Origin of the sequence: Klebsiella michiganensis, assembly GCF_015139575.1 — a bacterium.
Taxonomy (GTDB): Bacteria; Pseudomonadota; Gammaproteobacteria; order Enterobacterales; family Enterobacteriaceae; genus Klebsiella; species Klebsiella michiganensis.
Window position 1 is genome coordinate 2645677 of the sequence record NZ_AP022547.1, and the last position, 25735, is coordinate 2671411.

The 25735-nt window shown below is 55.7% G+C and carries 22 protein-coding genes; 6 read left to right on the forward strand and 16 right to left on the reverse strand.

The window, feature by feature from the left end; all coding sequences use genetic code 11:
* Positions 1-16 precede the first annotated feature (16 nt).
* Complete coding sequence (gene metQ / locus JLG71_RS12465) at positions 17-832, forward strand: methionine ABC transporter substrate-binding lipoprotein MetQ (RefSeq protein ID WP_004851417.1); 816 nt, start codon at positions 17-19, stop codon at positions 830-832.
* A gap of 86 nt (positions 833-918) precedes the next feature.
* On the opposite strand, the gene yedF is transcribed toward metQ, so the two are convergent.
* The 5 genes from yedF to malX form a co-directional block, all read right to left on the reverse strand.
* On the reverse strand, positions 919-1152 hold the full coding sequence (gene yedF, locus JLG71_RS12470; protein WP_004102619.1) for a sulfurtransferase-like selenium metabolism protein YedF: 234 nt from the start codon (positions 1150-1152) through the stop codon (positions 919-921).
* Positions 1149-2360, reverse strand: a complete 1212-nt coding sequence (gene yedE, locus JLG71_RS12475; RefSeq protein ID WP_025105821.1) for a selenium metabolism membrane protein YedE/FdhT — start codon at positions 2358-2360, stop codon at positions 1149-1151. Before yedE ends, yedF begins: the two co-directional genes overlap by 4 nt.
* Positions 2361-2548: 188 nt before the next feature.
* Complete coding sequence (ydfZ, locus tag JLG71_RS12480; protein WP_004851411.1) at positions 2549-2752, reverse strand: putative selenium delivery protein YdfZ; 204 nt, start codon at positions 2750-2752, stop codon at positions 2549-2551.
* Positions 2753-2935: 183 nt separating this feature from the next.
* Complete coding sequence (locus JLG71_RS12485) at positions 2936-4108, reverse strand: MalY/PatB family protein (RefSeq protein ID WP_049079733.1); 1173 nt, start codon at positions 4106-4108, stop codon at positions 2936-2938.
* A gap of 47 nt (positions 4109-4155) precedes the next feature.
* Entirely contained in the window at positions 4156-5748 is a 1593-nt protein-coding gene (malX, locus tag JLG71_RS12490; RefSeq protein WP_004119586.1) for a maltose/glucose-specific PTS transporter subunit IIBC, read from the reverse strand.
* Positions 5749-5922: 174 nt separating this feature from the next.
* On the opposite strand from malX, the gene JLG71_RS12495 reads away from it, so the two are divergent.
* Positions 5923-6951, forward strand: a complete 1029-nt coding sequence (locus JLG71_RS12495) for a Mal regulon transcriptional regulator MalI (protein WP_004851407.1) — start codon at positions 5923-5925, stop codon at positions 6949-6951.
* A gap of 25 nt (positions 6952-6976) precedes the next feature.
* Here the strand turns inward: JLG71_RS12495 and JLG71_RS12500 are convergent, their stop codons facing one another.
* Both JLG71_RS12500 and manA read right to left on the reverse strand, forming a co-directional pair.
* Positions 6977-8539, reverse strand: a complete 1563-nt coding sequence (locus JLG71_RS12500) for a YdgA family protein (protein ID WP_014838654.1) — start codon at positions 8537-8539, stop codon at positions 6977-6979.
* 98 nt (positions 8540-8637) lie between these two features.
* Positions 8638-9816, reverse strand: coding sequence for a mannose-6-phosphate isomerase (gene manA / locus JLG71_RS12505; protein ID WP_014229579.1), 1179 nt, complete (start codon positions 9814-9816; stop codon positions 8638-8640).
* Positions 9817-10013: 197 nt separating this feature from the next.
* On the opposite strand from manA, the gene fumA reads away from it, so the two are divergent.
* A complete protein-coding gene (gene fumA, locus JLG71_RS12510) occupies positions 10014-11660 on the forward strand; it encodes a class I fumarate hydratase FumA (RefSeq protein WP_014229578.1) in 1647 nt (548 codons plus the stop codon).
* A 142-nt stretch (positions 11661-11802) separates the two neighbouring features.
* A complete protein-coding gene (fumC, locus tag JLG71_RS12515; protein WP_025105818.1) occupies positions 11803-13203 on the forward strand; it encodes a class II fumarate hydratase in 1401 nt (466 codons plus the stop codon).
* On the opposite strand, the gene tus is transcribed toward fumC, so the two are convergent.
* Both tus and rstB read right to left on the reverse strand, forming a co-directional pair.
* Positions 13193-14125, reverse strand: a complete 933-nt coding sequence (tus, locus tag JLG71_RS12520; protein WP_200914255.1) for a DNA replication terminus site-binding protein — start codon at positions 14123-14125, stop codon at positions 13193-13195. The genes fumC and tus overlap by 11 nt on opposite strands.
* A gap of 74 nt (positions 14126-14199) precedes the next feature.
* Entirely contained in the window at positions 14200-15501 is a 1302-nt protein-coding gene (gene rstB / locus JLG71_RS12525) for a two-component system sensor histidine kinase RstB (RefSeq protein WP_025105817.1), read from the reverse strand.
* A gap of 318 nt (positions 15502-15819) precedes the next feature.
* Between rstB and JLG71_RS12530 the strand changes: the two genes are divergently transcribed.
* Complete coding sequence (locus tag JLG71_RS12530) at positions 15820-16509, forward strand: VIT1/CCC1 transporter family protein (protein ID WP_049082114.1); 690 nt, start codon at positions 15820-15822, stop codon at positions 16507-16509.
* Between the two features lie 176 nt (positions 16510-16685).
* On the opposite strand, the gene JLG71_RS12535 is transcribed toward JLG71_RS12530, so the two are convergent.
* From JLG71_RS12535 to iraM, 4 genes are all read right to left on the reverse strand, one after another.
* On the reverse strand, positions 16686-17168 hold the full coding sequence (locus JLG71_RS12535; protein ID WP_049082113.1) for a glutathione peroxidase: 483 nt from the start codon (positions 17166-17168) through the stop codon (positions 16686-16688).
* An 88-nt stretch (positions 17169-17256) separates the two neighbouring features.
* The gene (locus tag JLG71_RS12540; RefSeq protein WP_134898156.1) at positions 17257-19029 is read right to left on the reverse strand and encodes a sensor domain-containing phosphodiesterase; all 1773 of its coding nucleotides are present in this window, start codon (positions 19027-19029) and stop codon (positions 17257-17259) included.
* A 309-nt stretch (positions 19030-19338) separates the two neighbouring features.
* Positions 19339-20055, reverse strand: a complete 717-nt coding sequence (gene rstA, locus JLG71_RS12545; protein WP_004851385.1) for a two-component system response regulator RstA — start codon at positions 20053-20055, stop codon at positions 19339-19341.
* Between the two features lie 348 nt (positions 20056-20403).
* Complete coding sequence (gene iraM / locus JLG71_RS12550; protein WP_014229571.1) at positions 20404-20751, reverse strand: anti-adapter protein IraM; 348 nt, start codon at positions 20749-20751, stop codon at positions 20404-20406.
* Between the two features lie 1030 nt (positions 20752-21781).
* Between iraM and JLG71_RS12555 the strand changes: the two genes are divergently transcribed.
* Positions 21782-22117 carry a GlpM family protein gene (locus JLG71_RS12555; RefSeq protein ID WP_014229570.1) on the forward strand — a complete coding sequence of 112 codons (336 nt, stop codon included), beginning with the start codon at positions 21782-21784 and terminating at the stop codon, positions 22115-22117.
* On the opposite strand, the gene folM is transcribed toward JLG71_RS12555, so the two are convergent.
* The 3 genes from folM to ydgH form a co-directional block, all read right to left on the reverse strand.
* The gene (gene folM / locus JLG71_RS12560) at positions 22114-22839 is read right to left on the reverse strand and encodes a dihydromonapterin reductase (protein ID WP_014838648.1); all 726 of its coding nucleotides are present in this window, start codon (positions 22837-22839) and stop codon (positions 22114-22116) included. The two genes, JLG71_RS12555 and folM, sit on opposite strands and share 4 nt — an antisense overlap.
* 36 nt (positions 22840-22875) lie before the next feature.
* The gene (locus tag JLG71_RS12565) at positions 22876-24258 is read right to left on the reverse strand and encodes an amino acid permease (protein WP_014229568.1); all 1383 of its coding nucleotides are present in this window, start codon (positions 24256-24258) and stop codon (positions 22876-22878) included.
* A 179-nt stretch (positions 24259-24437) separates the two neighbouring features.
* The gene (ydgH, locus tag JLG71_RS12570; protein WP_032748948.1) at positions 24438-25388 is read right to left on the reverse strand and encodes a DUF1471 family protein YdgH; all 951 of its coding nucleotides are present in this window, start codon (positions 25386-25388) and stop codon (positions 24438-24440) included.
* Positions 25389-25735 lie beyond the last annotated feature (347 nt).

Genomic DNA, 25735 nt, shown 5'->3' on the forward strand with positions numbered 1-25735 from the left:
AAAGGACTCTGGGAATATGATCTTCACGTTAAAAAAAGTCGCGGTACCGCTGGTTGTCGCAGGCTCGCTGCTGCTGGCCGCCTGCAAACCTGGCGAGCAGGACCCCAACCACATCAAAGTGGGCATAAGCGCAGGCGTTGACCAGGAAGTCTGGGCGGTGGCGCAAAAAGTGGCTAAAGAGAAGTACAATCTCGACGTTGAGGTGGTGACGTTTAATGATTTCGTCCTGCCCAACGAGGCGCTGAACAATGGCGATCTTGATGCTAACGCTTTCCAGCATAAGCCCTATCTGGACAAACAGATCCAGGAGCGCGGCTATAAGCTGGTTCAGGTTGGCACCACGTTCGTTTATCCGATAGCGGCCTATTCGAAGAAAATCACGTCGGTCGCTCAGCTGCCCGATGGCGCGCAGGTGGCGGTCCCCAACGATCCAACTAACCTCGGCCGCTCTCTGCTGCTGCTACAAAAGCAGGGGCTGATTACGCTGAAGGACGGCGTAGGTCTGCTGCCCACCTCGCTGGATATTATCAACAACCCGAAAAAGCTGAAAATCGTCGAAATTGAAGCGCCGCAGCTCACCCGCGCGCTGGACGACCAGCAGATAACCATGGCGATTATCAATACCACCTTCTCAAGCCAGGTCGGGCTGTCGCCGTCGCGCAACGGCCTGTTTGTGGAAAGCAAAGATTCCCCTTACGTGAATATTTTCGCCAGTCGTATCGAAAATAAAGACAGCGAAAAGGTGAAAAACCTGGTGAAGGCCTACCAGAGCGATGAGGTGGCCGCGGCAGCAGAGCAGCTTTACAAAGGCGATGCGGTTAAGGGCTGGTAATCGTTGACGTTTTCAGGCCCGTGACGCGCGGGCTAGCGCATGTGATGCGGAAGACAGCCGGTAGCCCACTACCGGCTTTTTTCTGGCTATTTTTGAATCAAATAGCGGATGGTTGGCCCATCCTGCTGAATGTCGAGCACGGTATAGCCGTGGTTTTTGGCATCCAGCGGGATGTTGTTAATCGACTGCGGACAGTCGCTGACCACTTCCAGAATCTCGCCTTTCTTCAGCGAAGGCATGGCTTCGAGCGTGGCGATGGCCGGATAGGGGCAGGGTTCGCCAACCATATCGAGGCGATAATCGGGGACCAGAGTTTTCATGCGCTTTCCTTAACGGTCGAGGGGGCGAGAGACTGGCGGCGGAAAAACCGTTTTTCCCAGCCAATCACCAGAATCAGCGCGATCAGCAGCAGGAGATAGGTCACCAGCAGGCCGCCGAATGGCCCGAAGGTCGCCAGCAGGTTGATTTTATCCCAGCTTGTGGCCAGCGCCGGAGAGAGCCCGTCCCAGTAGTAGGCGAGGATCGTTGAACCGATAACGTTGCCCAGCCCGACCCACCAGTAGTGCACCTGACCTTCCACCGCGCGGTACATCCAGCCGGTTTCGCAGCCGCCCGCCAGGACGATGCCAAAGCCAAACAGCAGGCCGCCGATAACCGCGTTGGGCCCCGCCCACATGATTTTCGGCTCCATACCCAGCTGCACGTAGCTGAAGATCCCAATAGCGCTGGCGGCCATGCCGAAAATAATCGCCTTCGCCATATTGGTACGTCCGGTGATCCACATATCGCGAAAGGCGGAGGTGAAGCAGATCTGCGCCCGCTCGATGAGCAGGCCAAATCCGACGCCAAACAGCAGCGCCAGGCCGAGCTTCGGCCGATCGGCCGCGGTGAGCAGGCCCCAGGCGATCATGGCGAAAAAGACCACCATGCCGAGACGGAACCGGCGCCGCGCCTGGTCAGGTTTTTGCGTCAGCGGCGAGGCCTGGGACACTTTCTGCATTTTTACCGGAATACGGAAGATGGGCAGTAAGGTAAAGCGCGCGCCGAACCAGGTTCCGATAGCGGTAGCGATGGCAAAGAACCAGGCGTGCAGAGAAAACTGTGGGATACCGGTAAAAAATGCGGCCAGATTGCAGCCCATCGCCAGACGGGCGCCGAAACCGGCGATGATTCCCCCGGCGACGGCCTGCAGAATGCGGATCCGGCTGCGGGGGAAGCGCAGCTTGACGTTATTCGCCCACAGCGCGGCGGCGAAACAGCCGCCGAACATGCCGATGATCATCATGCCGTCGATACGGGTGAGCGGGGTGCCCTCGAGATGAATGAGCTTATAGTAGCCCCACTCTTCGCTGTGCACGCCGACGAGCTGCAGCAATTGCCCACCCCAGCGGGTGAATTCGCCGGTGACGGCCCAGAAGGTGCCGGTAATGCCAAAGTAGTAGGTTGAGAGAATACCCGCGGCGATAACGGCGGGGACGGGCGACCAGAATTTAATCAGCCACGCCTGTTTGAACTGTTGCCATGTCATGAAGATGCCTCTGAACTCAGAAGGTATATTACCCGTAGCGGGTAGAAGAGGGGCGATAATACGCTGCTTATTAATGTAAAACGCTCGATGGGATCAAATTGAACGATAAAGAGAATATCAAAGGCCACGCTTGGGTGGCCTTTTACGCCTGCGGATCCGCGGTCAGATATTGATGACGGATATTGCGATTAATTAAAGCCCAGGCGAATAAGGTTTAGCGGGCAATATAAACCCTGATGTCCGTCTATTTCCACGCAGTCCGCCCGGCGGAGCTGCTCCGCGGTTTTACCCTCGGCGTGGATGGCTTTGATGACGCCCGTCGCGCCGCTGTCGGCCACCATAACCATGCTGCCGGTAGCGATAGCGTTACGGTTACGATCGTAGGTGTTCATATTTTTTCCTCCTGGTGAATATTTTGACGGGAATTAAAAACGGCATTTAAATACACCTTTGTGAAATAGCGTTTTTTGAGTCTCGTCAAAATATCGTTTTATTGTGCGGGGAGGACGGATGAGTGAGCGGAGAGTCAGCGGTAGCGGACAGGCCGCTACCGCGTTGGCGGCCAGCGAAAACAGTTAGCGCAGCGAGCCCAGGGCGGCAATTAATCCCTGCACGCCTTTTTCCAGCTTTTCACGTGGGCAGCCGGCATTCAGGCGGACAAAACCCTTACCTTCATCGCCGTAGGTGTCCCCTGGCATAATGGCGACCTTCTGTTCCTCAATAAGTGCTTTTTGCAGGGCGCGATCGTCCACCGCCAGCGGGCGCAGGTCAATCCACGCCAGGTAAGTCGCCTGCGGCGGCTGCCAGTTTAGCTCGGGAAACGCCTGATTCAGTTCGCGCGCGATGTAGCGCATATTCTCCTGCAGATAGGCGCGCAGGGCATCCAGCCAGGCGGCGCCCTCGCGATAGGCGGCGATATGCGCCACCAGCGCCGGTACGGAAGGGGAAGAGAGGCCATCGCGGGCCTTGAGCGCGTGCAAATAGCTTTCGCGCGTCGCGGGATCGTCAATCAGCCCGTATGCGCCGGTAAACGCCGGAATGTTGAAACTTTTCGATCCGGAGGTGAACAGCGCCCAGGGACTGCGCGCCACCTCGCACCACGGGATGTGCTGATGTTCGTCCCACACCATGTCCATGTGGATCTCGTCGCTAATTACCTTTACGCCGTGCTTCTCGCACAGCCGCGCCATGGTTTCCAGCTCTTCGTGGGTCCATACCTTGCCGGTGGGGTTATGCGGACTGCACAGCAGCAGCACGGTATTACGCGGCTGAGCCAGTACCCGTTCCAGCTGCGCCATATCGCAGCGCCACTGATGGTTGTCGAGGGAGAGCGGAACCGCCGCGACGCGCCGCTGGTTGCCTTCAATGGTTTTATAAAAGGCATCGTAGGCCGGAGTGTGTACCACAATACCGTCACCCGTTGCCGACCACTGACGAATCATCTCCGCCACCATATAGATAACCGACGGCCCGTAAACAATTGCTTCGCGGTCGATTGGGCTATGAAAACGGCTGGCGAACCAGTGGCTCACCGCGCCGAGGAATTCATCGTTTTTCCAGCGGCTGTAGCCAAAAACGCCGTGCGCCAGGCGTTTGCTGACGGCATCGATGATGCAGGGGGCGGTGGCGAAATCCATGTCGGAGATCGTAAAAGGCAGCAGGTCGGCCGCGCCAAAACGGTCGGCGACGTAATCCCACTGGGTGCACCAGGTGCCGTGACGGTCGACCGGCGTTGAAAAATCAAACATCTGCACTTCCTTCATCATGTCCCCCTCCTGTACGGAGGGGGCGGAGCCTATGCTTCGACGGTATTCATCAGGACAGCCATTTCATCTTTTACCGACTGCACCTGCGGGCCAATCACCACCTGCAGGTTGTGCTGGTTAAGCTGCACCACGCCGATGGCGCGATTCGCTTTCAGCGCGGCGCTGTCGACTTTGCTCATGTCGTTAACCGACAGACGCAGGCGGGTGATGCAGTTATCGAGCGAAACGATATTTTCCGCGCCGCCGAGCGCGGCCAGAATCGCCGGAACGTTATAGCCTGATTTTCCGGTCACGCCGGTGACGGCCTTTTCGAAAGCGCTATTGGTTTCAATATCGCGTCCCGGGGTTTTCAGGTTAAAACGGGTGATAGCGAAACGGAAGATACCGTAGTAAACCGCAAACCAGATGGCCGCGACCACCGGTACCAGATACCACTTGGTTGACAGACCGTGCAGAATGCCGAACACCACAAAGTCGATAACGTTGCCGTCAGTGTTGCCGATAGTCACGCCCAGAATGGCCATCATGGTAAAGCCCAGTCCGGTGAGGAGCGCGTGGATAACGTACAGCACCGGGGCGACGAACAGGAATAAAAATTCCAGCGGCTCGGTCGTGCCGCCTACCACGCAGGCAATAACGCCGGAAATCAGCAGCCCCTTAATTTTATGGCGGTTTTCCGGGCGAGCGCAGTGGTACATCGCCAGCGCCGCTCCCGGCAGGCCACCGAGGAAGGCCGGCATTTTGCCTTGCGAGAGGAAACGGGTCGCGCTTTCGGAGAAGCCGTGGGTGGTGGGGCAACTGAGCTGGGCCTGGAAAATGGTCAGCGCGCCGCTGACGCTATGGCCGCAAACGTCCATGGTTCCCCCCGCCTCGGTAAAGCGGATCAGCGCCACCAGAATATGGTGCAGGCCGAAAGGCAGCAGCAGGCGCTCTCCGGTACCGAAAATCATCGGTCCGAAATCTCCCGCGCTATTGATGACGTGACCGAGGGCATTAATCCCCATGGCGAAGACGGGCCAGATCAGCGGAATGACCAGACCGACCAGGCCGAGAACCACGGTGGTGATAATCGGTACAAAGCGGGTGCCGCCAAAAAAGGCCAGCGCGTCGGGCAGGCGGATATTGTGAAAACGCTCATGCAGCATCCAGACGATGATCCCGGCGATCACCGCGCCGAGGATCCCGGTGTCGATCGATTGAATGCCGATAATATTCTGGATGTTGTTCGCTTTGAGGACGGCGGCATCGGTGGTCGGCAGAATGCCTTTGGCCGTCAGCCAGAAGTTAACCGCCAGATTCATCACGGCATAGCCGACAAAACCGGCAAACGCGGCGACGCCTTTGTTTTCCCGGGCCAGTCCTAGCGGAATGGCGATACAGAACATCACCGGCAGAAAGCTGAAGGCGAAGGAGCCGACTTTGCCCATCCAGATGAATACGGCCTGCAGCAGCGGCACGTCCAGCCACGGCAGGAGCGTCAGGACATCATGGCTGCTCAGAGAGCTGCCGATCCCCAGCATGATCCCGCAAAAGGAGAGCAACGCCACGGGTAACATGAAGGTTTTCCCTAACTGCTGGAAAAACTCCCACAGGGTAATTTTGGTTGCTGTTTTCGCCGTCATAACACGAATCCTGGTTCTTTAAGTTATCGGTAGGATGTAACGCCACGGAAAGATAAAACGTTTTACCAAATTTTAGTGCGATAAAAATCACATATTCCGGCGATAATAACGTTTATAAAGAGAGTATCTTGATAAAACGTTTTATCGACAGCCAAAGGGAGTCGGCCTGCAGTTATGGCTATCGCGAAAAAAATCACCATTAATGATGTCGCCCAGGCGGCAGGCGTGTCGGTCAGTACGGTATCGCTGGTGCTGAGTGGCAAGGGGCGTATTTCGTCGGCCACCGGCGAGCGCGTCAATCATGCCATTGAACAGCTGGGCTTCGTGCGCAACCGCCAGGCGGCGTCGCTGCGCGGCGGCCAGAGCGGCGTTATTGGCCTGATCGTCAGCGACTTATCGAAGCCTTTCTACGCGGAGATGACCGCCGGATTGACCGATGCGCTTGAGTCGCAGGGCAGAATGGTGTTTCTCACCCAGGGGGGGCACAGCGGTGAAAAAATGCTCCAGCGTTTTGATACCCTGGTGGCGCAAGGGGTCGACGGCGTGGTGATTGCCGGGGCGATCGACCAGGGAGCGGAGCTGCGCGATCGCGCGGCGCAAGCTGGAATGCCGCTGGTGTTTGCTTCCCGCGCCAGCTATCTCGACGATGTCGACCTGATCCGCCCGGATAATATGCAGGCGGCGCAGATTGTCACCGAGCACCTGATCCGCCGCGGCCATCAGCGCATTGCCTGGCTGGGAGGGCAGAGCTCGTCCCTGACGCGCGCCGAACGGGTAGGCGGCTACTGCGCCACCCTGCTGAAGTATGGCCTGCCGTTTCATAGCGAGTGGGTGCTGGAGTGCGAGTCGAGCCAGAAGCAGGCGGCAGAGGCGATGGCGGCGCTGCTGCGGCAAAACCCAACGATTAGCGCGGTGCTGTGCTACAACAGCGTGATTGCCACCGGGGCGTGGTTTGGGCTGATGCGCGCCGGGCGCCAGAGCGGCGAAGCTGGCGTCGAAAGCTATTTTGAACAGCGGGTCGCGCTGGCGGCTTTTGCGGAGTTACCCGAGGAGGCGCTGGACGATCTGCCGCTGACCTGGGTGACGACGCCCGCCCGGGAGCTGGGACAAAGCCTCGCGGAGTGTATTTTACGGCGTATGGAAGAGGGACAGGGCGCGGCGAGAAACCAGATTATTTCTCCCCGGCTGATTACCCGAAAATAGCCCCTGGGCAGGGGCTATGTGCCGTTTATTGCTGCGGCGCGGCGGGTGGCACCACGTCTTGCGGCGCGTCATCTTGCGGCTGAGTTTCCTGCGGCGCTGCGGGTTCAGAGACGGCGGGAAGCGCTAAACCGAACATTCCGGCAAACTCATCCAGCGGCATTTTCTGTCCGTTCAGCGTAACCTGGCCGTCAGCGTACTGCAGACTTGAGGTAATGGCGTTATCTTCCATGGTGGTGATGCGGAACATCTGCCCCATCGCCGCCAGGCCTTTCACCTGCTGATCCGCAAGCTTAGCGGCGTCGGCGGGCTGATAGCCTTCCAGCCCGGCAATCTGGGTCATAAACGCCGTCGCCATATCCACCGGGATCACCAGCTTGCCGTCGAGCGATTTAACGCTACGATCCACTTCATCCGCCAGCGTCTGCGGCGGCGTGGTGGTCAGCGACGGGTCTTTGAGCAGAATCGAAAGATTCAGGGTGGTTTCCCCCTTCGCATTGCGCCAGCTCAGCGGCGAAATGGTCAGAGACGGGCTGCCTTTCAGCATCATCGGCAGCGCGCTAAAGAAGGTCTGCGTCAGCGCCTGCTGATAGAGCTCAGGATTCTGCGCCAGCTGCGGATCCGCCATCAGCGCCTGCGCTTCAGCGTTGTATTTTTGGCTGAACTGATGGAAGGCTTCGCCATCGATATTGTCCAGCTTCAGCGTCAGCCGGCCGCTACCGATATCCTGATTTTGCAGCTTGAGGCTATTGACCGTGTAGTCCAGCTGGCTGTTAATACCTTTACCGTCGGCAGTCAGCGACGAATTGCCGTCAATTTTCATCCCTTCGAACAGCGCCAGCTCTTTGCCTTCAACGCCAATCGCCAGCTTGTCCAGCGAGATAGCCTGTTTACCGATACGCTCGTTGAAGCTGGCCATTTCGGTAGAGCCGTCGGTTTTCAGGTTATTAAAGGTGAGCTGAACTTTCTGGTTGTACTCGTTAACCGCGTTAATCTGCCCGCTACCGGCTTCGCCGCTCAGGCTGAGGGTTTTCCCTTCGCGGTCAGCGTCCAGCTGGAACTGTCCGCCGCTGAAGGTCACCTTCTCATCGCCTTTCGCGTAATCAAGCGGGTTGAGCACAATAGCGGATGTGTTGTCGCCGCTATAAGCGATACGGGTATCAATGGTGAACGGCGTTTCGCCTTTAGCGATGTCGAACAGCGCCTTGCTGGCGTCGTTATTGGTCAGGGTGGTTTTGACGGACGCCATCGCCGGGGCGAGGTTAAAGGATTTGAGCGAAGCCAGCGGGAAAGGGCCGTGATCGACGACTTCATCAAACACCAGCGACTGTCCGGCGGCAAGCCAGCGGGGCGCTTTGCCGGCAGCAGGCTTCAGCACCAGCTGTAAATGGCTGCGGAACAGCCCGCGCTGATAGCCCTGATACGTCAGCTCCACGCCAGCCTGCGGCGCGCTGCTTTGCAGCTGAGCATTAGCCTGCTGCACCATGTCGGCAATGCGGCTTTCCAGCTGCTTCCCCGTATACCACGCGCCGCCCGTCCAGACGACGCCCAGCGCAATGATAACTCCTGCTGCGACCAGCGATTTTTTCATAGCATTTGTCCATAAATGAAACCAGGCGGATCGGGCCGCCTGGTTGTGTTGTCATGATGGGTGAAAGTCTAGCAACTGTGGCTAAAAAGTTCAGTAACTTACTGGAGCTTATTAAACACGCGCGCCACGCGGCCGCGGCCGCTGACCTGCACCGGTGATTCATTACAGCCGATAAACGCGGATTCACCCGGCTTCAGCGTCAGGCGCTGTTCGCCTTTGGCAATCGTCGCCTCACCCTCGACGCAGAACAGGATCGCCGCGCTCTGCTGGGCGATGGTTGACGCCTGCGCTGACAGGTCGTGCAGCGAGAAGGCAAAATCGTCAACCGGGATGGGGAAGTCCAGCTCCGCGCCGTGAATTACCGGCTGGGTCAGCAGTTGGCCCGCGGGTTTTGGCTCAAATTTGACGTTCGCCACCAGTTCCGGAATATCGATATATTTCGGCGTCAGGCCCGCGCGAAGCACGTTGTCAGAGTTGGCCATCACTTCCAGCGCCACGCCCTGCAGGTAGGCGTGCGGGGTTTCCGCAAACAGGAACATCGCCTCTCCGGGATTCAGTTTGACCACGTTGAGCAGCAGCGGAGAGAAGAGGCCGCTATCGTCCGGGTAGAACTCGGCGATCAGGCGGATAGTCTGCCAGGGCTCACCCTGTTCGCTGTCCAGCGCCGCCTGCAGCGCCCGTAAGGCGTGCGCTTTTTCATCGCCTTTCATGTTCAGCAGGCTGGCGAACAGCTGGCTCAGATGCCCGGCGTCAGGCTGCGCAAGGAACTGGGCAATCGCCGGATGCGCATCGGCAACCGGCTGCAGCAGGGTGACGATTTCGGCAAACTCGCGGAAGGCGTTCATGGCGAGGAACGGCGTTAAGGCGAAAACCAGCTCCGGCTTGTGGTTCGGATCTTTATAGTTACGTTCGGCGGCATCAAGCGGGATCCCGGCAGCGTTCTCTTTGGCAAAACCGATTTCCGAGGCCTGCTTGTTGGGGTGCACCTGGATAGAGAGCGGCTGCGCGGCGCACAGGACTTTGAACAGGAACGGCAGTTCGCCAAAACGCTCGGCGACTTTCGCGCCAAGCAGGGTTGCTTTATCGCTTTCGATCGCGTCGCGCAGAGAGCGCGGCGTCCCGCTATTATCCACAATCTGCGAGCTGCTTTTGGGATGCGCGCCCATCCACAGCTCCGCCATCGGCAGGTTGTCCGGGTTAGCAATCCCATAAAGTTCGGTTAAGGCGGTATGGCTTCCCCAGGCGTAGTTTTGCACTGAGTTAATGAGCTTTTGCATTCTCAATCCCTGTTTCCACTTAATAGTCATGGCACTATTAAACCAGCAATCGACCGATAAGCAACCGGCGCGAAGAAAAAGTCGTCCTTGTCTCAGTTTTTGTTAAAAAATTGTGTAAAATCGATCGACTCGCTTTTCCACGGGCAAATGGAGTGTCTGCCTGAAATATAATCAGCTAAGCAGTAAGTGAGAGCACAATGTCGAATAAACCGTTTGTATATCAGGATCCTTTTCCACTGAAAAAGGACGATACCGAGTACTACCTCCTCAGCAGTGATTACGTCTCCGTCGCCGAATTCGCCGGCCAGGAAGTTCTGAAAGTTGAACCTCAGGCGCTAACTTTACTGGCACAACACGCTTTCCACGACGCCTCCTTTATGCTTCGCCCGGCGCACCAGCAGCAGGTGGCGGATATTCTCAACGACCCGGAAGCCAGCGAAAACGATAAGTACGTGGCGCTGCAGTTTCTGCGCAACTCGGATATCGCCGCCAAAGGCGTGCTGCCGACCTGCCAGGATACCGGTACCGCGATTATTACCGGCAAAAAAGGCCAGCGCGTGTGGACCGGCGGCGGCGATGAAGCCGCGCTGGCGCAGGGCGTTTATAACACCTATATCCAGGATAACCTGCGCTATTCGCAGAACGCGCCGTTGGATATGTATAAAGAGGTCAACACCGGCACTAACCTGCCTGCGCAGATCGATCTTTACGCCACCGACGGCGAGGAGTACAAATTCCTCTGCATCGCCAAAGGCGGCGGCTCGGCGAATAAAACCTACCTGTACCAGGAAACCAAAGCGTTAATTACCCCGGCGAAGCTGAAAAACTATCTTGTCGAAAAGATGCGCACTCTGGGAACCGCCGCCTGCCCGCCGTACCATATTGCTTTCGTCATTGGCGGCACCTCGGCGGAGTCCACCCTGAAAACCGTTAAGCTGGCCTCAACCAAGTACTACGACGGCCTGCCGACCGAAGGCAACGAACACGGTCAGGCCTTCCGCGATATTCAGCTGGAACAGGAACTGCTGGTGGAGGCGCAAAACCTCGGTCTCGGCGCGCAGTTCGGCGGCAAATACTTCGCCCACGATATTCGCGTCGTGCGCCTGCCGCGCCACGGCGCCTCCTGCCCGGTGGGCATGGGCGTCTCCTGCTCGGCGGATCGCAATATCAAAGCCAAGATCAACCGCCAGGGGATCTGGATTGAGAAACTGGAGAGCAATCCGGGCAAATATATTCCCGAGCATCTTCGTCAGGCCGGCGAGGGCGAGGCGGTCAAGGTCAACCTCAACCAGCCGATGAGCGATATTCTGGCGCTGCTGTCGCAGTACCCGGTGTCGACCCGCCTGTCGCTGAGCGGGACGATTATCGTGGCCCGCGATATCGCCCACGCAAAGCTGAAAGAGCTCATCGACAGCGGTGAGGCGTTGCCGCAGTACGTCAAAGACCACCCGATCTACTACGCGGGCCCGGCGAAAACGCCGGACGGCTACGCGTCCGGCTCCCTTGGCCCGACTACCGCTGGCCGCATGGACTCCTACGTCGACCTGCTGCAGGCGCACGGGGCGAGTAAAATCATGTTAGCCAAAGGCAACCGCAGCCAGCAGGTGACCGACGCCTGTCATAAACACGGCGGTTTCTACCTCGGCAGCATCGGCGGCCCGGCGGCGGTACTGGCGCAGCAGAGTATCCGCAGCCTCGAGTGCGTGGCGTACCCGGAGCTGGGTATGGAAGCCATCTGGAAAATTGAAGTCGAAGACTTCCCGGCGTTTATCCTCGTGGATGACAAAGGCAACGACTTCTTCCAGCAAATCCAGAGCTCGCAGTGCGCCCGCTGCGTGAAATGATTTCAGCCGCCCTTCGGGGCGGTTTTTTTATGCCGCTTAGCGGCACGAACCACCAAAACAACTTATAAATCTGACCCATACTTTACCCTTTGAGCAGGTGAGCTTTGTCGCTATTACGCACGTTGAATCCAAGGAGAAAGTCATGACAACGCATCGCAGTGAAAAAGACTCAATGGGCGCCATCGATGTGCCTGCCGACAAGCTATGGGGCGCGCAAACCCAGCGCTCGCTGGAGCATTTTCGTATTTCGACGGAAAAAATGCCGGCCGAGCTTATTTATGCGCTGGCGCTGACCAAGCGCGCAGCGGCGAAGGTGAATAACGATCTCGGCCTTCTGGCCGCGGAGAAAGCGCAAGCGATTATTCAGGCCGCGGACGAAGTGCTGGCAGGCAAACATCCGGACGAGTTTCCGCTGGCTATCTGGCAAACCGGCTCCGGCACGCAAAGCAACATGAATATGAATGAGGTACTGGCCAATCGCGCGAGTGAACTGCTGGGCGGGGCGCGCGGGATGGAGCGTAAGATTCACCCCAACGATGATGTCAACAAGAGCCAGAGCTCTAACGACGTGTTCCCGACGGCGATGCACGTGGCGGCGATGATTGCCCTGCGGGAGAAGCTGATCCCGCAGCTCAACGTGCTGAAGCAGACCCTGAACAATAAAGCCGTTGCCTTCAGCGATATTGTCAAAATCGGCCGCACCCATCTGCAGGATGCGACGCCGCTGACCCTCGGTCAGGAGATCTCCGGCTGGGTAGCCATGCTGGAGCACAATTTAAAACATCTCGACCATAGCCTGCCGCATCTGGCCGAGCTGGCGCTGGGCGGGACGGCGGTGGGAACCGGGCTCAATACCCATCCGGAATATGCGGTACGCGTCGCCGCCGAGCTGGCGGCCTTAAGCGGCCAGCCGTTTGTCACCGCGCCGAACAAGTTTGAAGCGCTGGCGACCGTTGATGCGCTGGTGCACGCGCACGGGGCGCTGAAAGGGCTGGCCGCTTCGCTGATGAAAATTGCCAACGATGTGCGCTGGCTAGCCTCCGGCCCGCGCTGTGGGATTGGCGAGATTGCGATCCCGGAAAATGAACCGGGTTCGTCGATTATGCCTGGCAAGGTGAACCCGACCCAGTGCGAAGCCCTGACCATGCTGTGCTGTCAGGTGATGGGCAACGATGTCGCGGTGAATATCGGCGGCGCATCGGGCAACTTTGAGCTCAACGTCTATCGCCCGATGGTGATCCACAACTTCCTGCAATCGGTGCGGCTGCTGGCTGACGGGATGGCGAGCTTTAACGAGCACTGCGCGGAAGGCATTGAGCCGAACCGTGAACGCATCAGCCAGTTGCTGAATGAGTCGCTGATGCTGGTAACCGCGCTGAATACCCATATCGGCTATGACAAAGCGGCGGAAATTGCCAAAAAGGCCCATAAAGAGGGGTTAACCCTGAAAGCGTCGGCGCTGGCGCTCGGCTACCTGACGGAAGCCGAGTTTGACCGCTGGGTGCGCCCGGAAGAGATGGTGGGCAGTATGTCTACTCGCTAGCCAGCCACAGGTGCAGCCGCGGAATCAGTAGCCTGAGCGACTGCGCCTGCGGTTTGTAGCGATACTGCACGTTATCGGCGTCATAGTTCAGGAGTTCACCGAGGTCCGGCACGCTGACGCCCTTCGTGCCGGATATCAGCGCAATCATCGGTCCCGGACAGGCGTATTGCACCTGTTTTTGTTCCCCGCTGTACCAGACCCTGGCGATGGGCTGCACCTTCACCGGCCGCTTTATTTTCAGCTTTGCCCGCTGCGGCAGGGCGGCAATATCCTGATACTCTCGCTCCAGCTTGCTTTGCCACTGCTCGCGGGTCCACGGCGGAACCGCCCGGGGCGACTGAAGGCTTTTTTCCAGCTGCATGAGTACCCGATCGCGGGTGAGATTTTTAATCACGTGCTTATTGGCCCAGCCGAAGCGGATGGTGCTCGGATCGAGGAGGGGAGTTAGCGTGCGATAGGCGCTCAGCGTAATCAGCCCCGGCAGGTGGCGATGGACCCACTCAAACCGCGCGGCGGCAGGCAGGCCGGAATCCACGGTGATAATCTTCTCGAAGCGCGCTTTGAGGGCGTTGATATGGGTGATTTTGTCTAAGAGTTCAGCCTGTTCGCGGGCGTCAGTTTGCAGACAAATCGCGCCGGGTAAACGCACGGCGGCTTTGCTGCTGCGGGTTTCCGACTGCTGCTGGATAAACAGATGACTATAGTGCCTGAGCGCCATCTCCAGCGCGGTTTTGCCGGTGTGCTGAACCACGTTGATGCTCTCCAGCGGCTGGTGTTCTGCGTCTTTACTCACCGGCGGCAGCTCAAAGACGCGGGCGGCCAGCAGGCGGCACTGGCTCAGGGCGTGTTTTAGCGCCTGTAGTTCATACTCGAGCTGGCGAAAGGTGTCGTTCAGACGTTCAACAAGGTCATAGCTGGCCATATTCCCCACCTTAGTTACAACATACTTAGCGATTTTTTAACTATAGCAGGCCTCAGCTTTTGCGCAAAGGCGTATCAGGCGGAGGTAAAATCCGGCAACTGATGATAGACCGGCCAGCTAAAGCAAAAACAGGCCCCGCCCAGCGAACTCGCTTCGCAATGCACTTCCCCGGCCATTGCCTGGGCGATGCTGTGGACGATAGCTAAACCGAGGCCACAGCCGCCGGTCGCGCGATCGCGGCTCGGGTCGAGGCGTACGAAAGGCTCGAACACTCGCTCACGTTCATCAGGCGCAATTCCGGGGCCATCATCTTCGACCCGCAGCGTCGCGCGCGAAGCCTGCAGCGTCAGGCTGATCTGAATACGCTGGTTACTGTAGCGCAGCGCATTATTCACCAGATTATCCAGCACCCGTTCCATTAAGCGCATATCCAGCGCGCCGTAATTCCCGGCCACGACGTCGGTTAGCGCAATCTCGCGCTGGGGATTAACCGTCTGAATATCTTCCACGTGATCGCGGATCCACGCCGGGAAATTGGGGGTCGTCAGCTTCAGTTCGTTCTGCGGGCGATCAAGCCGGGCGTAGGTCAGAAGTTCTTCAATCAGCGCCTCCAGCTGGCCGATATCGCGGTTCAACGCCTGCGATTCGGCTTCGGTGAGGTTCTCGCTCATTTCCAGGCGATAGCGCAGGCGCACCAGCGGGGTCCGCAGCTCATGGGCGATGCCATCGATCAGCTGTTTTTTGCTGGCGATAAGCGCGTTGATGTTATCGGCCATCTGATTAAACGCCACCCCCAGCCGCGCGAAGCTGGACATGCTGTCGAAATGAATGCGTTCAGTAAGATGTCCGTCGCCGAAGCGCTGGGCGGCGGTCTCAATACGCAGCATCTCCTGCCAGTGAGGACGCATCCAGATAAAGACCGGAAAGGCCAGCGAGATGGCGATAAAAGCCATCAGGGCCAGATCGAGCAGGCGCATCTCATGCAAAAAATAGAGATACGGCACCGGACCGACGGAGAGCACGTAGTGGCTGCGCGGGATCCGCTGGATAAAGGTGTACTGATCGTCGAGGGCGACGATATCCCCGGCGCGCAGATGCTGCATCGAGTTTTCCGAGAGCTTGAATTTGCTGATGGGCTCGATATGCAGATCGAAAGAGAGATTGAGGTCCAGCTCTTTGAGCGTTTTGCTCCAGTCGCGCGGCGGGATCTCCCGCAGCTCGCTGCGCATCAGATACAGCGAACTTTTCATCAGATCGTCCAGCGACTGACGCCCTGCGCGTTCGGCGGTGAATTTGTACACCAGGCCCACCATCATGGTCATGACCAGGAAGCAGACGAACAGCAGGAGGTAAAACTGCACAAACAGCTTTTTCATTAAATCTCACTCAAAATCAAAAGGTTAAATTCCTGCTTTTACCTGCAGGGGCACTGCGGGGGCATTTATCCAGGCGCAATCTACGTGAAAAACCCTTGTTGCGTTTTATGCCCATTTGATTTGCTATGAAAGCAGGGTTCGCTGCGGCTGACAACATCCGGCACGCATAAGTATGATGGTGTGGGTTGAAGCCAAATCAGAGAAGAATGTAATGTACCTCGGTCGGCGCCGATGTGCGAAGCGTTCTCTGTTTTAATCCGTTTTATTCCACCCTCATCCCGCCAGGCTGAACAGGCGTACTTAAAGGAGAATAAAAGCATGCATCTTGAACGACACAGCATTGAACGCGTCGGATGGTTGAGGGCTGCTGTACTCGGGGCTAACGATGGTATTGTTTCGACAGCGAGCCTTGTTCTTGGCGTTGCGTCTGCTAATACGGGCTCTTCCGGGGTTTTACTTGCGGGCATTGCCGGGCTGGTCGCGGGGGCGATGTCGATGGCCGCGGGGGAATATGTTTCCGTCTCATCTCAGGCCGATACGGAAAACGCGGCTCTCGCTCAGGAAAAGAGGGAACTGGAAACAGATTATCAGGGAGAAGTACGCGAGCTGACTTTACTTTATGTGCAACGCGGACTCGAGCCAGAGCTTGCCCAAAAGGTTGCCGAACAACTCATGGTGAAAGATGCTCTGGACACGCATGCCCGCGAGGAGCTGGGACTGACGGATACCAATTCTGCGCGCCCCCTGCAGGCTGCCGTTTTCTCGGCGCTGAGTTTTTCCGCTGGCGCAACGTTGCCTTTAGTCGTTGCATGGCTTTCTCCAGCAACGCTGGTTTTTCTCTTTGTTATTCTCTCCTCCCTTTTTTCACTGGCCGCTCTTGGCTATATATCTTCAGTTGTCAGCAGAGCCTCTCCTGTCAGGGCGATCGGCAGAATTACTTTCTGGAGCACCCTGGCGATGTTTTCGTCGATGGGAATAGGTCATCTTGCCGGGCAGGTATTGTTTTAATAGATTGCTTAACTCGCAGAAAAGAGAAATATCTGGCGTGTGGTGGGCTGAAAAATGAGTGATTTGTATCGCGTGCGCGGGACTTATTCATAACCCATTGTCATTTTTTCAGGCGCACTTCCGGCGCGGAGCGAACATTCACTCGCGCACAGGCAGTGGTCAGGGAGGCAAAAGATTTAAATCTTTAGTGCGGCAAGGATGGCGGTCTCCATTTTCTCCGGGGTGGTGAACGGCGCGAAACGCGTGAGAGGGGTGCCGTCGCGACCGATCAAGAACTTCGTGAAGTTCCATTTGATCCGCCCGCCCAGCACGCCGGGTAACTCATCTTTCAGGTAACGAAACAGCGGGTGCGCGCTGGCGCCGTTGACCTCCACTTTCTCGAACATCGGGAAGCTTACACCGTAATTGATCCGACAGGTCTGCTCGATGTCATCGACGCCGCCGGGCTCCTGCTTACCAAACTGGTTGCAGGGGAAACCAAGCACTATCAGCCCCTGGGCAGCGTATTTCGCGTAGAGCGCTTCCAGCCCTGCATATTGTGGCGTGAAGCCACAGTGGCTGGCGGTATTGACTACCAGAACGAGCTTGCCAGCATAGTCAGCCATTGAGATGGGCTGGCCGTGCAGGCTGGTGGCAGTCAATTGGTAAAAGGTAGTCATATCGTGTTCCTCAGTGCAGCGCCCGTTGCGCGTCTTTATCGCTGGATTGGTTCATAGACTGAAAGAACATTGAAAAGAGTCGTTCATCTCAGGATTGCTTTCCCAGGTCTGCCTTTCTGGCGCGATACCATGCGGCAAAATCAACGGAGACCATCGGCCGGGCATAAAAATATCCCTGAACCTCATCGCAGCCCAGGCTGCGTAAAATCTCAACCGTTTCGAGATCCTCGACGCCTTCGGCAAGGACGACGTAATCGAGCTGCTTGAGGAGCCTGATAACGTTGTGCACAATAATGCGGCTGGCTTTCTCATGGACTATATGCCTCACAATAGACCGGTCGAGTTTGATGATGTCCAGCGGGATTTGCCGCAGGTAATTAATGTTGCTGTATCCCGATCCAAAGTCATCCAGAGAAATTTTAAACCCGCGTTTTTTGAGCATGTCCAGTCCGTTCAGCGCGGCCGGACTTTCAAGCATCTTCTCAGTCTCCAGACACTCCACCCCCAGCAGGGCTGGGTCAAGACACGCCTCCCGCAGTTTCTGCTCAAGCTCCTCAGCGAAATCGGGTCGAGAAAAATCGCTGGCGGCGAGATTAATTGAGACGGGAAGAGAAAGCCCCCGATCCCGCCAGTCACTCAGCTGCGCGATAGTATGATCGATAACCCAGGCCGAGAGTTCGCGCATCAGGCTAGTCTTTTCGACCAGCGGAATAAATTCACCCGGCAGCACTTCGCCATTGATAGGATGCTTCCATCTTATCAAGGCTTCAGCGCCCGTCACGTCTCCCGTCGTCAGCGAAATTTTTGGCTGAAAGACCAGATATAACCCCTGGTTTCCCTGCAGCGTTTGCCTGAGTTCGGTGAGCAAGCTGAAATCTCGCTTCTTGCGGATGTCCAGTGTGTCATTATAGGTCGTAAAACGGTGCCCCTGGCTTATCGCTTCATGCAGTGCGCTCACCGCGCGCCGCAGAATTTCATTTGGCGTCATGTCGCTATCGCAAATACCGGAGTCACCCATGTGAATATTCAAATCCAGGGGAACGTCCGGGCCGATCCTGGCCTGGGTTCCCTGAAGCCGTAGTGCTATACCCTCCAATGACAGCGCCATGGGTTCCGGGGTGAAAAAGGCAAAGCGTCCAACCGCCACGGCGTAAAGTTTGCTCGCCATGGGCAGGCGCGCCTGCAGCGCGACGGTCATGTCACGAAGCAAATTCTCTACCGCCAGCATCCCCAATGAGCGGGCCATCTCGTAGGCAAATGGCATATCAATGCAGTCAATAATGACCAGCCTGAAAGTACCCTCCGCCGACACCTCAATGTCCTTGAGCAGGCGCTGCCGATTGGGTAAAAGCGTGACGACGTCGATATACCCCACTGAGTGCCAGGATGCTAAGAAATCCGATATCAGCTCGGCCAGAGTCTTAAAAATAGCGATCTGCTCATCTGAAAGTGTCCTGGGTTGCGTATCTAAGATACTCAAGGTACCCACGGTCACTCCGTCGCGGGTTTTCAGCGGGCATCCTGCATAAAAGCGAATGAATGGCGCTTCTCTGACCGCCCGATCGCGATGAAAGATCGGGTGCTGATGCGTATCAGGACAAAGGAAAGTCTCACCCTGTTTCAGGGTCTGTTCGCAAAATGCTCCGCCCAGGCTGGTGTCCGTGGGGGCGATATTCTGAGCGGATTTGATGTACTGCTTTTCATCGTCAAGGATTGACACAAAACTCATTGGCATTTTTAGCAACTGGCAGACCAGATGAGTGTATTTTTTTAACGCTTCGTCTCGCCCTTCGTCCGCGTTTTTTAACAGGTCAATCGCCGCGCGTCTTTTGCTTTCATCGCTGCTGAGATCGTTCAACATATAGATGCTCCCGTGCAGTAGATATTCCGGTCATCCCAACCCACTGAAGGTGTGAATCTCTATACTCACGACGGGTGTCGATACTGGCCAGGCGCCAGCGCTATCACTCCACAGTAGAATGTTTTCCGTTGATTGTCTGCAAAGAGTATCACCCGCCCGGCAAGTCGTGAGGCGCGCCGCGCGGTGAAGCGCGGGTTTTGCGTGGGAAAAGCAATTTCACCCCCTGTTTTAAAAATAATTAACAGGAGGTTGAATTGGCTCTGACGGCTAACTCCGCACAAACAGCTATTCCATCGCCACATGCCTGAATTAGTTGTCCCAGGCGTGCGGGGCGAACAGGTAACCTTTATTGCGTACCGTTTTGATACGATATGGCTCAGTCGCATTATCGAGAAGCTTTTTACGCAGCCGCGAGATGGCGACATCGACGCTGCGGTCCATACCATCGTAGCTGACTCCGCGCAGATTTTTTAATAACGCGTCCCGATCCATAATTTGTCCAGCATGGGTCGCTAACTCCCACAGGAGATCGAAATCCGCAGTGGATAAGGCGACGCTTTCGCCGCCGAGCATCACCTGTCTATTCACCGGGTCGATACTCAGGGAGCCAAAAGCGATCGCTTTATGCGGGGTGAGCGAGGAGGGGACGCTGCCGTCCGGCACGGCGATATGCTGGCGCAAATGCAGGCGCAGGCGAGCTAACAGCACCGCGGGCGGCGTGGTTTTCAGGATATAATCGCTGGCGCCCATTTCGAGTGAGAGAATATGGTTCATATCGCTGTCCAGTGAAGTGAGCAATACGATTGGCCCCTGCCACTGGCCGCGTAAATCGCGGCACAGCGTCATACCGTCTTTACCCGGCAGCATGATATCCAGCAGCACCAGGTCCGGCTTTTCGCGCGCGATAACCTCTTCCGCCCGATCGCCGCGCGGTTCTACCACCACGTCCATATCGTGTTTGCCAAGGTAGGCCGCAATCAGTGCGCCGACCTCGGCATCATCCTCAACGAAAACAATTTTATTCATATTGTGTATGCTTGCACTCATCTTTTAATCGCTTGAATCTCTTTACCTGCATCGCGGCTGAGGTGGCGCATTCAGTATCTGAAGTCAGGTGCCTATTCATTCGCTACCGCCATTGTAAACCATCCGGACATTAATATGAGCTATATATTAGCCATGAAATTCGCTATGATTCCCGGAGCTGCGGTTCAGGACTATTTTTTGCGGAGCCAGACAATGATTCAGATACGAGCAGAAGCATTGCGCATTAAGGGAACAGGGTGCGGCACAATGTGGGCACGGGCTGTCAGGACAGCGCGTGCCCACATAGAAAATAAGTACCGGTACGCTAGCGCGAATGATGGGGAAGCCTTATTGCGGCCTCTTTTGCCTGGCGCCGTAGGGGCACAAGGCGAACTTGCAGAGGCTTCTTCGATTGCAGATGAGCAGCATAGGGTTCTGATTACCGGGGCATTCAATATTCTTTGAAAATGTTGACCATAAATTTTCCGTATAGGGGAATGCATGAATAACCTGTAAATCGCCGGGCACACCATTAATGAAAACTTCATTTTGTGTGATGTTAATAACCGAACCAATGCTCAAAAAATAATCCCCACTATACCAAATAATTAATTTCAGATTTTTGGCACTTGCCGCAACTGAAAAACCTGTTCCTGTTACAGGACATACAAGGCTATTTTCAATATTCCACTGCATGCTTGACGCTCTCCGGTAATTTACGAGCATTTTCGCGTTGATGAATATATTTTGATTAAGTTCATGGCCATTTTTACTTTGCGTGAAGCAGGTCCGAACATGGAGATTCCTTTAACTGGTTCTTATGCTGATTAATATAAAATAATAACAATTAGATGAGTGTCTAATACTAGTAATGATAATAGCAACAAGTAAAAGATTCGAAAAACTGGCATGAGCTGAACTAAATGGCTGCATTGAGGATTGTGAACAGAATAAAATTCTGTTCTGGATATCAGGAACAGATCGAAAGATTGTGAAATCATATAATTACGATCATATCTACTACCGCGCCTGTTATTAACGGCAAAGTATGCTTCCTTATGAAATCGGTTTTATATTGATGTAAATCAAAATAATTGGTTTTATTTAGCCATTTTGCTAAAAAATGGCTATGTGCGCTTATTCAGGATTTGCGCAAAAAGAATAATTTCAAAATAACCTCTTATGATAAAAATCAACCATATCAATTAACCACTTTCACTCTATTTTGCCAGTATTGATTTGAATCATTTAGTGCAAAACAATAGCTGCACTGAAGCGGTGCGGTTATTGAGCTGGGCATTTTGTAAATGCCCGCCAGGCAAGCGCGCCAGACTTTAAAATCTGTGTAAATACGTGAGGAAGAGATGCGCCGAAAATAGGCTAATTTGATTTGTATCTAAAAATACGAAAAATAATATGTTATACGTATAACTCAATAATCAGAAAAAACATTCTCTTTTTGATTTAATGAATGTATTTAGCCGAAGAGTTTTTAAGGCAGCAAAAACGGCCATCTAATAACGCGCTCCGCTTGCCAGGGATATCATCCTTGCGAACGGTTATCGCCAGGAGCGGATATTCGGCATAGGGGGGGGCGGCAGTGATGAGACCGCTAAAAAATAGGTCTTTTGCTTCTACACGGTATCGGCCGCTCTTGCGCGTTTATAATTGTCGGCGCTTCCGTTATGCTGCGGGGTCTTGTTGTTTAAATGTTAAGGCAAAAGGAATGGGGTTGTTGATAAAAGCGCTGCTCGGCGCGCTGGTCGTTGTCCTGATTGGCGTGCTGTCTAAAACGAAGAACTACTACATCGCCGGGTTGATTCCGCTCTTTCCGACTTTCGCCCTGATCGCGAACTATATCGTTGCCAGCGAGCGGGGGATCGAAGCGCTGCGAACCACCATCGTATTCGGGATGTGGTCGATCATTCCGTACTTTATCTATTTGCTCTCGCTATGGTATTTCACCGGCGTTATGCGCCTGCCGTTCGCTCTGGCAGGCGCAGTGGGGTGCTGGAGCCTCTGCGCGTGGCTGTTAATTATCGGCTGGAGCCGTTTCCACTAGCGCAGATGGCGGCCGCCGTCGACGGCAAATGAGCGACCGGTCACGTAGCGGCTGCTGAACAGGTATTCGATCAGGTCGCTAATCTCTTTTTCACCTGGCGCGATTTTCATCAGCGATTTATCAAGCGCCTGCTTGCGGTATTCCGCGTCATCGCCTTCGTTAAATAAAATCAGCGAAGGGGCGATAGCATTGACCTTAATTTCCGGCGCCAGCTTGCGGGCGAACGAGCGGCTCATATTATCCAGCGCCGCTTTGCTGGCGGCGTAGGCAATGTGTTTGTCGCTGCCGCGCTCCACAACGTAGTCGGTGATATGGATAATGTCGCTGGCCGCATGGCCGTGGCCGCGCAGCAGGCTCTCCAGGGCATGGTTGAGCAAGTAGGGGGCGTTGACGTGAATTTGCATCATGCTGGCGAGCACCGTGGTTAACGGCACCCCGGGCTTTTCCGCCATCCAGCCGCTGGCGTTATGGATGATGGCGCGCAGACCGCTGCCGGCGTGCGCCTTCACCTCTTCGGCGAACGCCAGAATGCTATCGTCAGTGCTGAAATCCGCGTGCAGACAAACGGCGCCCGCTTCACGTAGCGCGTCGATGGCGGGATACCAGGTGCGGTAGCTGATAATAACGGGCTGCTGCCGGGCCAGAAAATGGCGGGCCAGGGCGAGGCCGATACGACGGCCCCCGCCGGTAATCAGGATTGGACGAGGCTGGATGTCAGCCATGGGTATCTCCTTTGAGTTCAGCGGCAGGGTAACCGCTTACCCTACCAACATCCACGTTGCCGGTACGGCGGCAACCAGCAAAAAACCAATTAATGCCAGGTCACGGCGTTTGAGCGGGCGATCGTGCTGGTGTGTACGACGGGCATACAGGAAAACCAGAAGACCCGGAGCGTAAAGTATCACTGACAACAATAAATGCACAGGGCCGGACGCATATAATAACCATAAGCCATAAATACAGGCACCGACACCGACGGCCTTGTGTAGCGGGCGCTCAGCAATCTTCAGCAAAAATGCGCCGACGAGAAAGTAGGGCACCAGGATCATCTCAGAGGCGATGGTCAGCAGCGTGTTGTAATCTGAGCCGGTAAGCCAAATCAATACCAGCGAAGCCTGTACGCTGACGTTGGTGAGCCACAGCGAAGCCGACGGGGCATTGTTTTTATTGGTCCGGGCAAACAGGCGCGGGAAGGCTTTATGCGTTGCTGCCAGATAGGGCACCTCCGCCGCCATAATGGTCCAGCTCAGATACGCGCCGCAGACGGAAATAATCAGCCCGGCGGCAATAACAATCTCCCCCCATGAGCCCATCATGTTGACCATCAGCCCGGCCATTGAGGGGTTGCGTATTTCCGCCAGCTCGCTACGCGGCACGACGCCTAACGAGAGAAGCGTCACCAGCAGATAGACCGCCAGCGCGGAGAGTACTGCCAGCAGCGTCGCGCGGCCAACATCCTGTTTATTACGCGCGCGTGCGGAAACAACCACCGCGCCTTCGACGCCGATAAAAACCCACAGGGTGATCAGCATGGTGTTTTTCACCTGCTCCCATACCGGTACGCCCAGCGCCAGGCCGCTGAAATCCAGGCGGAATGTCTCCATACGAAACGCGATGGCGGCCAGCGCGATAAACGCGCCGAGGGGCAGCAGTTTGGCCAGCGTCGCGGCCAGGTTGATACCCGCGGCCGTTTGTACACCGCGCAGCACCAGGAAATGGACAATCCACAGCAGGACGGAGGCGCCGACGATGGATTGCCAGGTGTTGCCGTCGCCAAACAGGCGCAGCTCGGGGGTATCGGTAAAGAAGCTTAGCGCAGAGAAGACGATAACCAGATAGGAGACATTGGCAACAACCGCGCACAGCCAGTAGCCCCAGGCGGAGCAGAAGCCTATCAACTCGCCAAAGCCTTCCCGGGCGTAGGTAAAAATACCGCCGTCGAGTTCGGGGCGAATGCGGGTGAGCAGCAGCATGGCAAAGGCGAGGAACAGGATCCCCACGCCGGTGATACCCCAGCCGATAAGCAGTGCGGAAGGGCTGGCGACGGCTGCCATATTTTGCGGCAGGCTGAATACGCCTGCACCCAGCATTGAGCTGAGAACCAGCGCGGTCAGGGCGCTAAGGCCCAGTTTCTTTTCCATTGCATTCCCGAGGTGACAATCATCAAACTAAGAATATTTATTTGGCGAAATCGCATAAAAATGGAGGATTGCGCTAAGGCGCGGGATTTTACGGAGTGTTTTGTATGCATGCAATGGCGAGAAATGAAAAAAAGAAAAAAGGCGGCAGATCGCCGCCTTTTTGTTCAGCTCAGACGCCGTTATTTATACAGGTCGGCGCTGATGGTGATGTTGCCACCGCGCTCCTGCCACTGGCGGGTAATATGGTAGTACTTCGCGCCTTTCTTCGCCGCGCGCTTAGCCGTCTGGTAGGAGATTTCCGTCATGTTACCGTAGTTACCGGTGAACTTGATGCTGTCGTATGGCACCATCTGCGCGGCGGTGATTTTGTTCACTTCCTCGACTTTGGTACCGTCCGGCAGAGTGACGGTGTAACGCCCGCCTTTAGAAGATTGCGTTTCAAAGAAGCGGCCTACGCCGGTGCCGGAACCGACCGCTGCGGTGGTCGCTACGCCCGGGATCTCCACTTTCTTCGCGGCTTCTCCGCCTTCAGCCAGCGCAGCGCGACCGGCTTCTGAATCTGCCGGGATAGCGTCCGGGCTTTGCAGAACGCGTTTTTTGGCATCGGCTTTGTAGATATAGGCGGTGATTCGCTGGTTGCCGCCCTGGTTGGCATCAACCTGGCGCACGATAAAGAAGGAGGCGGCGCCCTTGGCCTTAGCGGCTTTGGTGATGGCGTCGTTAACTTCCGGCTGGCTGCGGTAGAAGCCCTGTACGGTGACGGTATCAAACGGCTCCAGCTCGACGGCCTGGTCCTTCGGTAATTCCATTACGCCGTTAATCACACGATTTTTCGGCGCGTCGGCCTGCGGGGCATTTTCTTTATAAAAATCGGCCGTTACGCGCAGGTTGCCGCCGCTGCCAAAATCAGACGTGTCGACAACATAAAAGGATGCTGCGCCATCTTTGTCTGCTTTACGGGAAACGGCCTGCACCGCGTCGCCAATGGCGTTAAAACGGCCGGTAACCACTACGCGATCGTAGGGCTTCAGCGCTGCCGCCTGCTCCGGAGTCAGCTCGGTCGCTGCATGGGCAGACAACGCGGTTGTAGCCAGAAGAGCAGACGCCAGGAGTGAGTTCTTAAGCTTCATAAAAATAATCCTTTGCCTTGCGCAAACCATGTACTGGTATTGTTGTTGACTGAAAACATTTGATTATTGCATTTATCGTGAGTGACTGTCTGCGTCAATTTTCAGTTGTCGCCCTAAACGTATACTGCAGAAATATAACATTTTTCGATATGTTGAAAAAACAGCCGCTTGACCAGCAAAATCGATAATCGATATCACTTTCATAAGTTAACGTAATGTTAATGCGATGATCAAGACGGCGATAAATGGTGAATTAACCCCTCTGCCAAGCGGATTATCAGGCGCTGGCATAAAAATAAGGTAAATATTGCTGCCTGGCACGGTTAGCCGTGCGTTTTACCAATAAA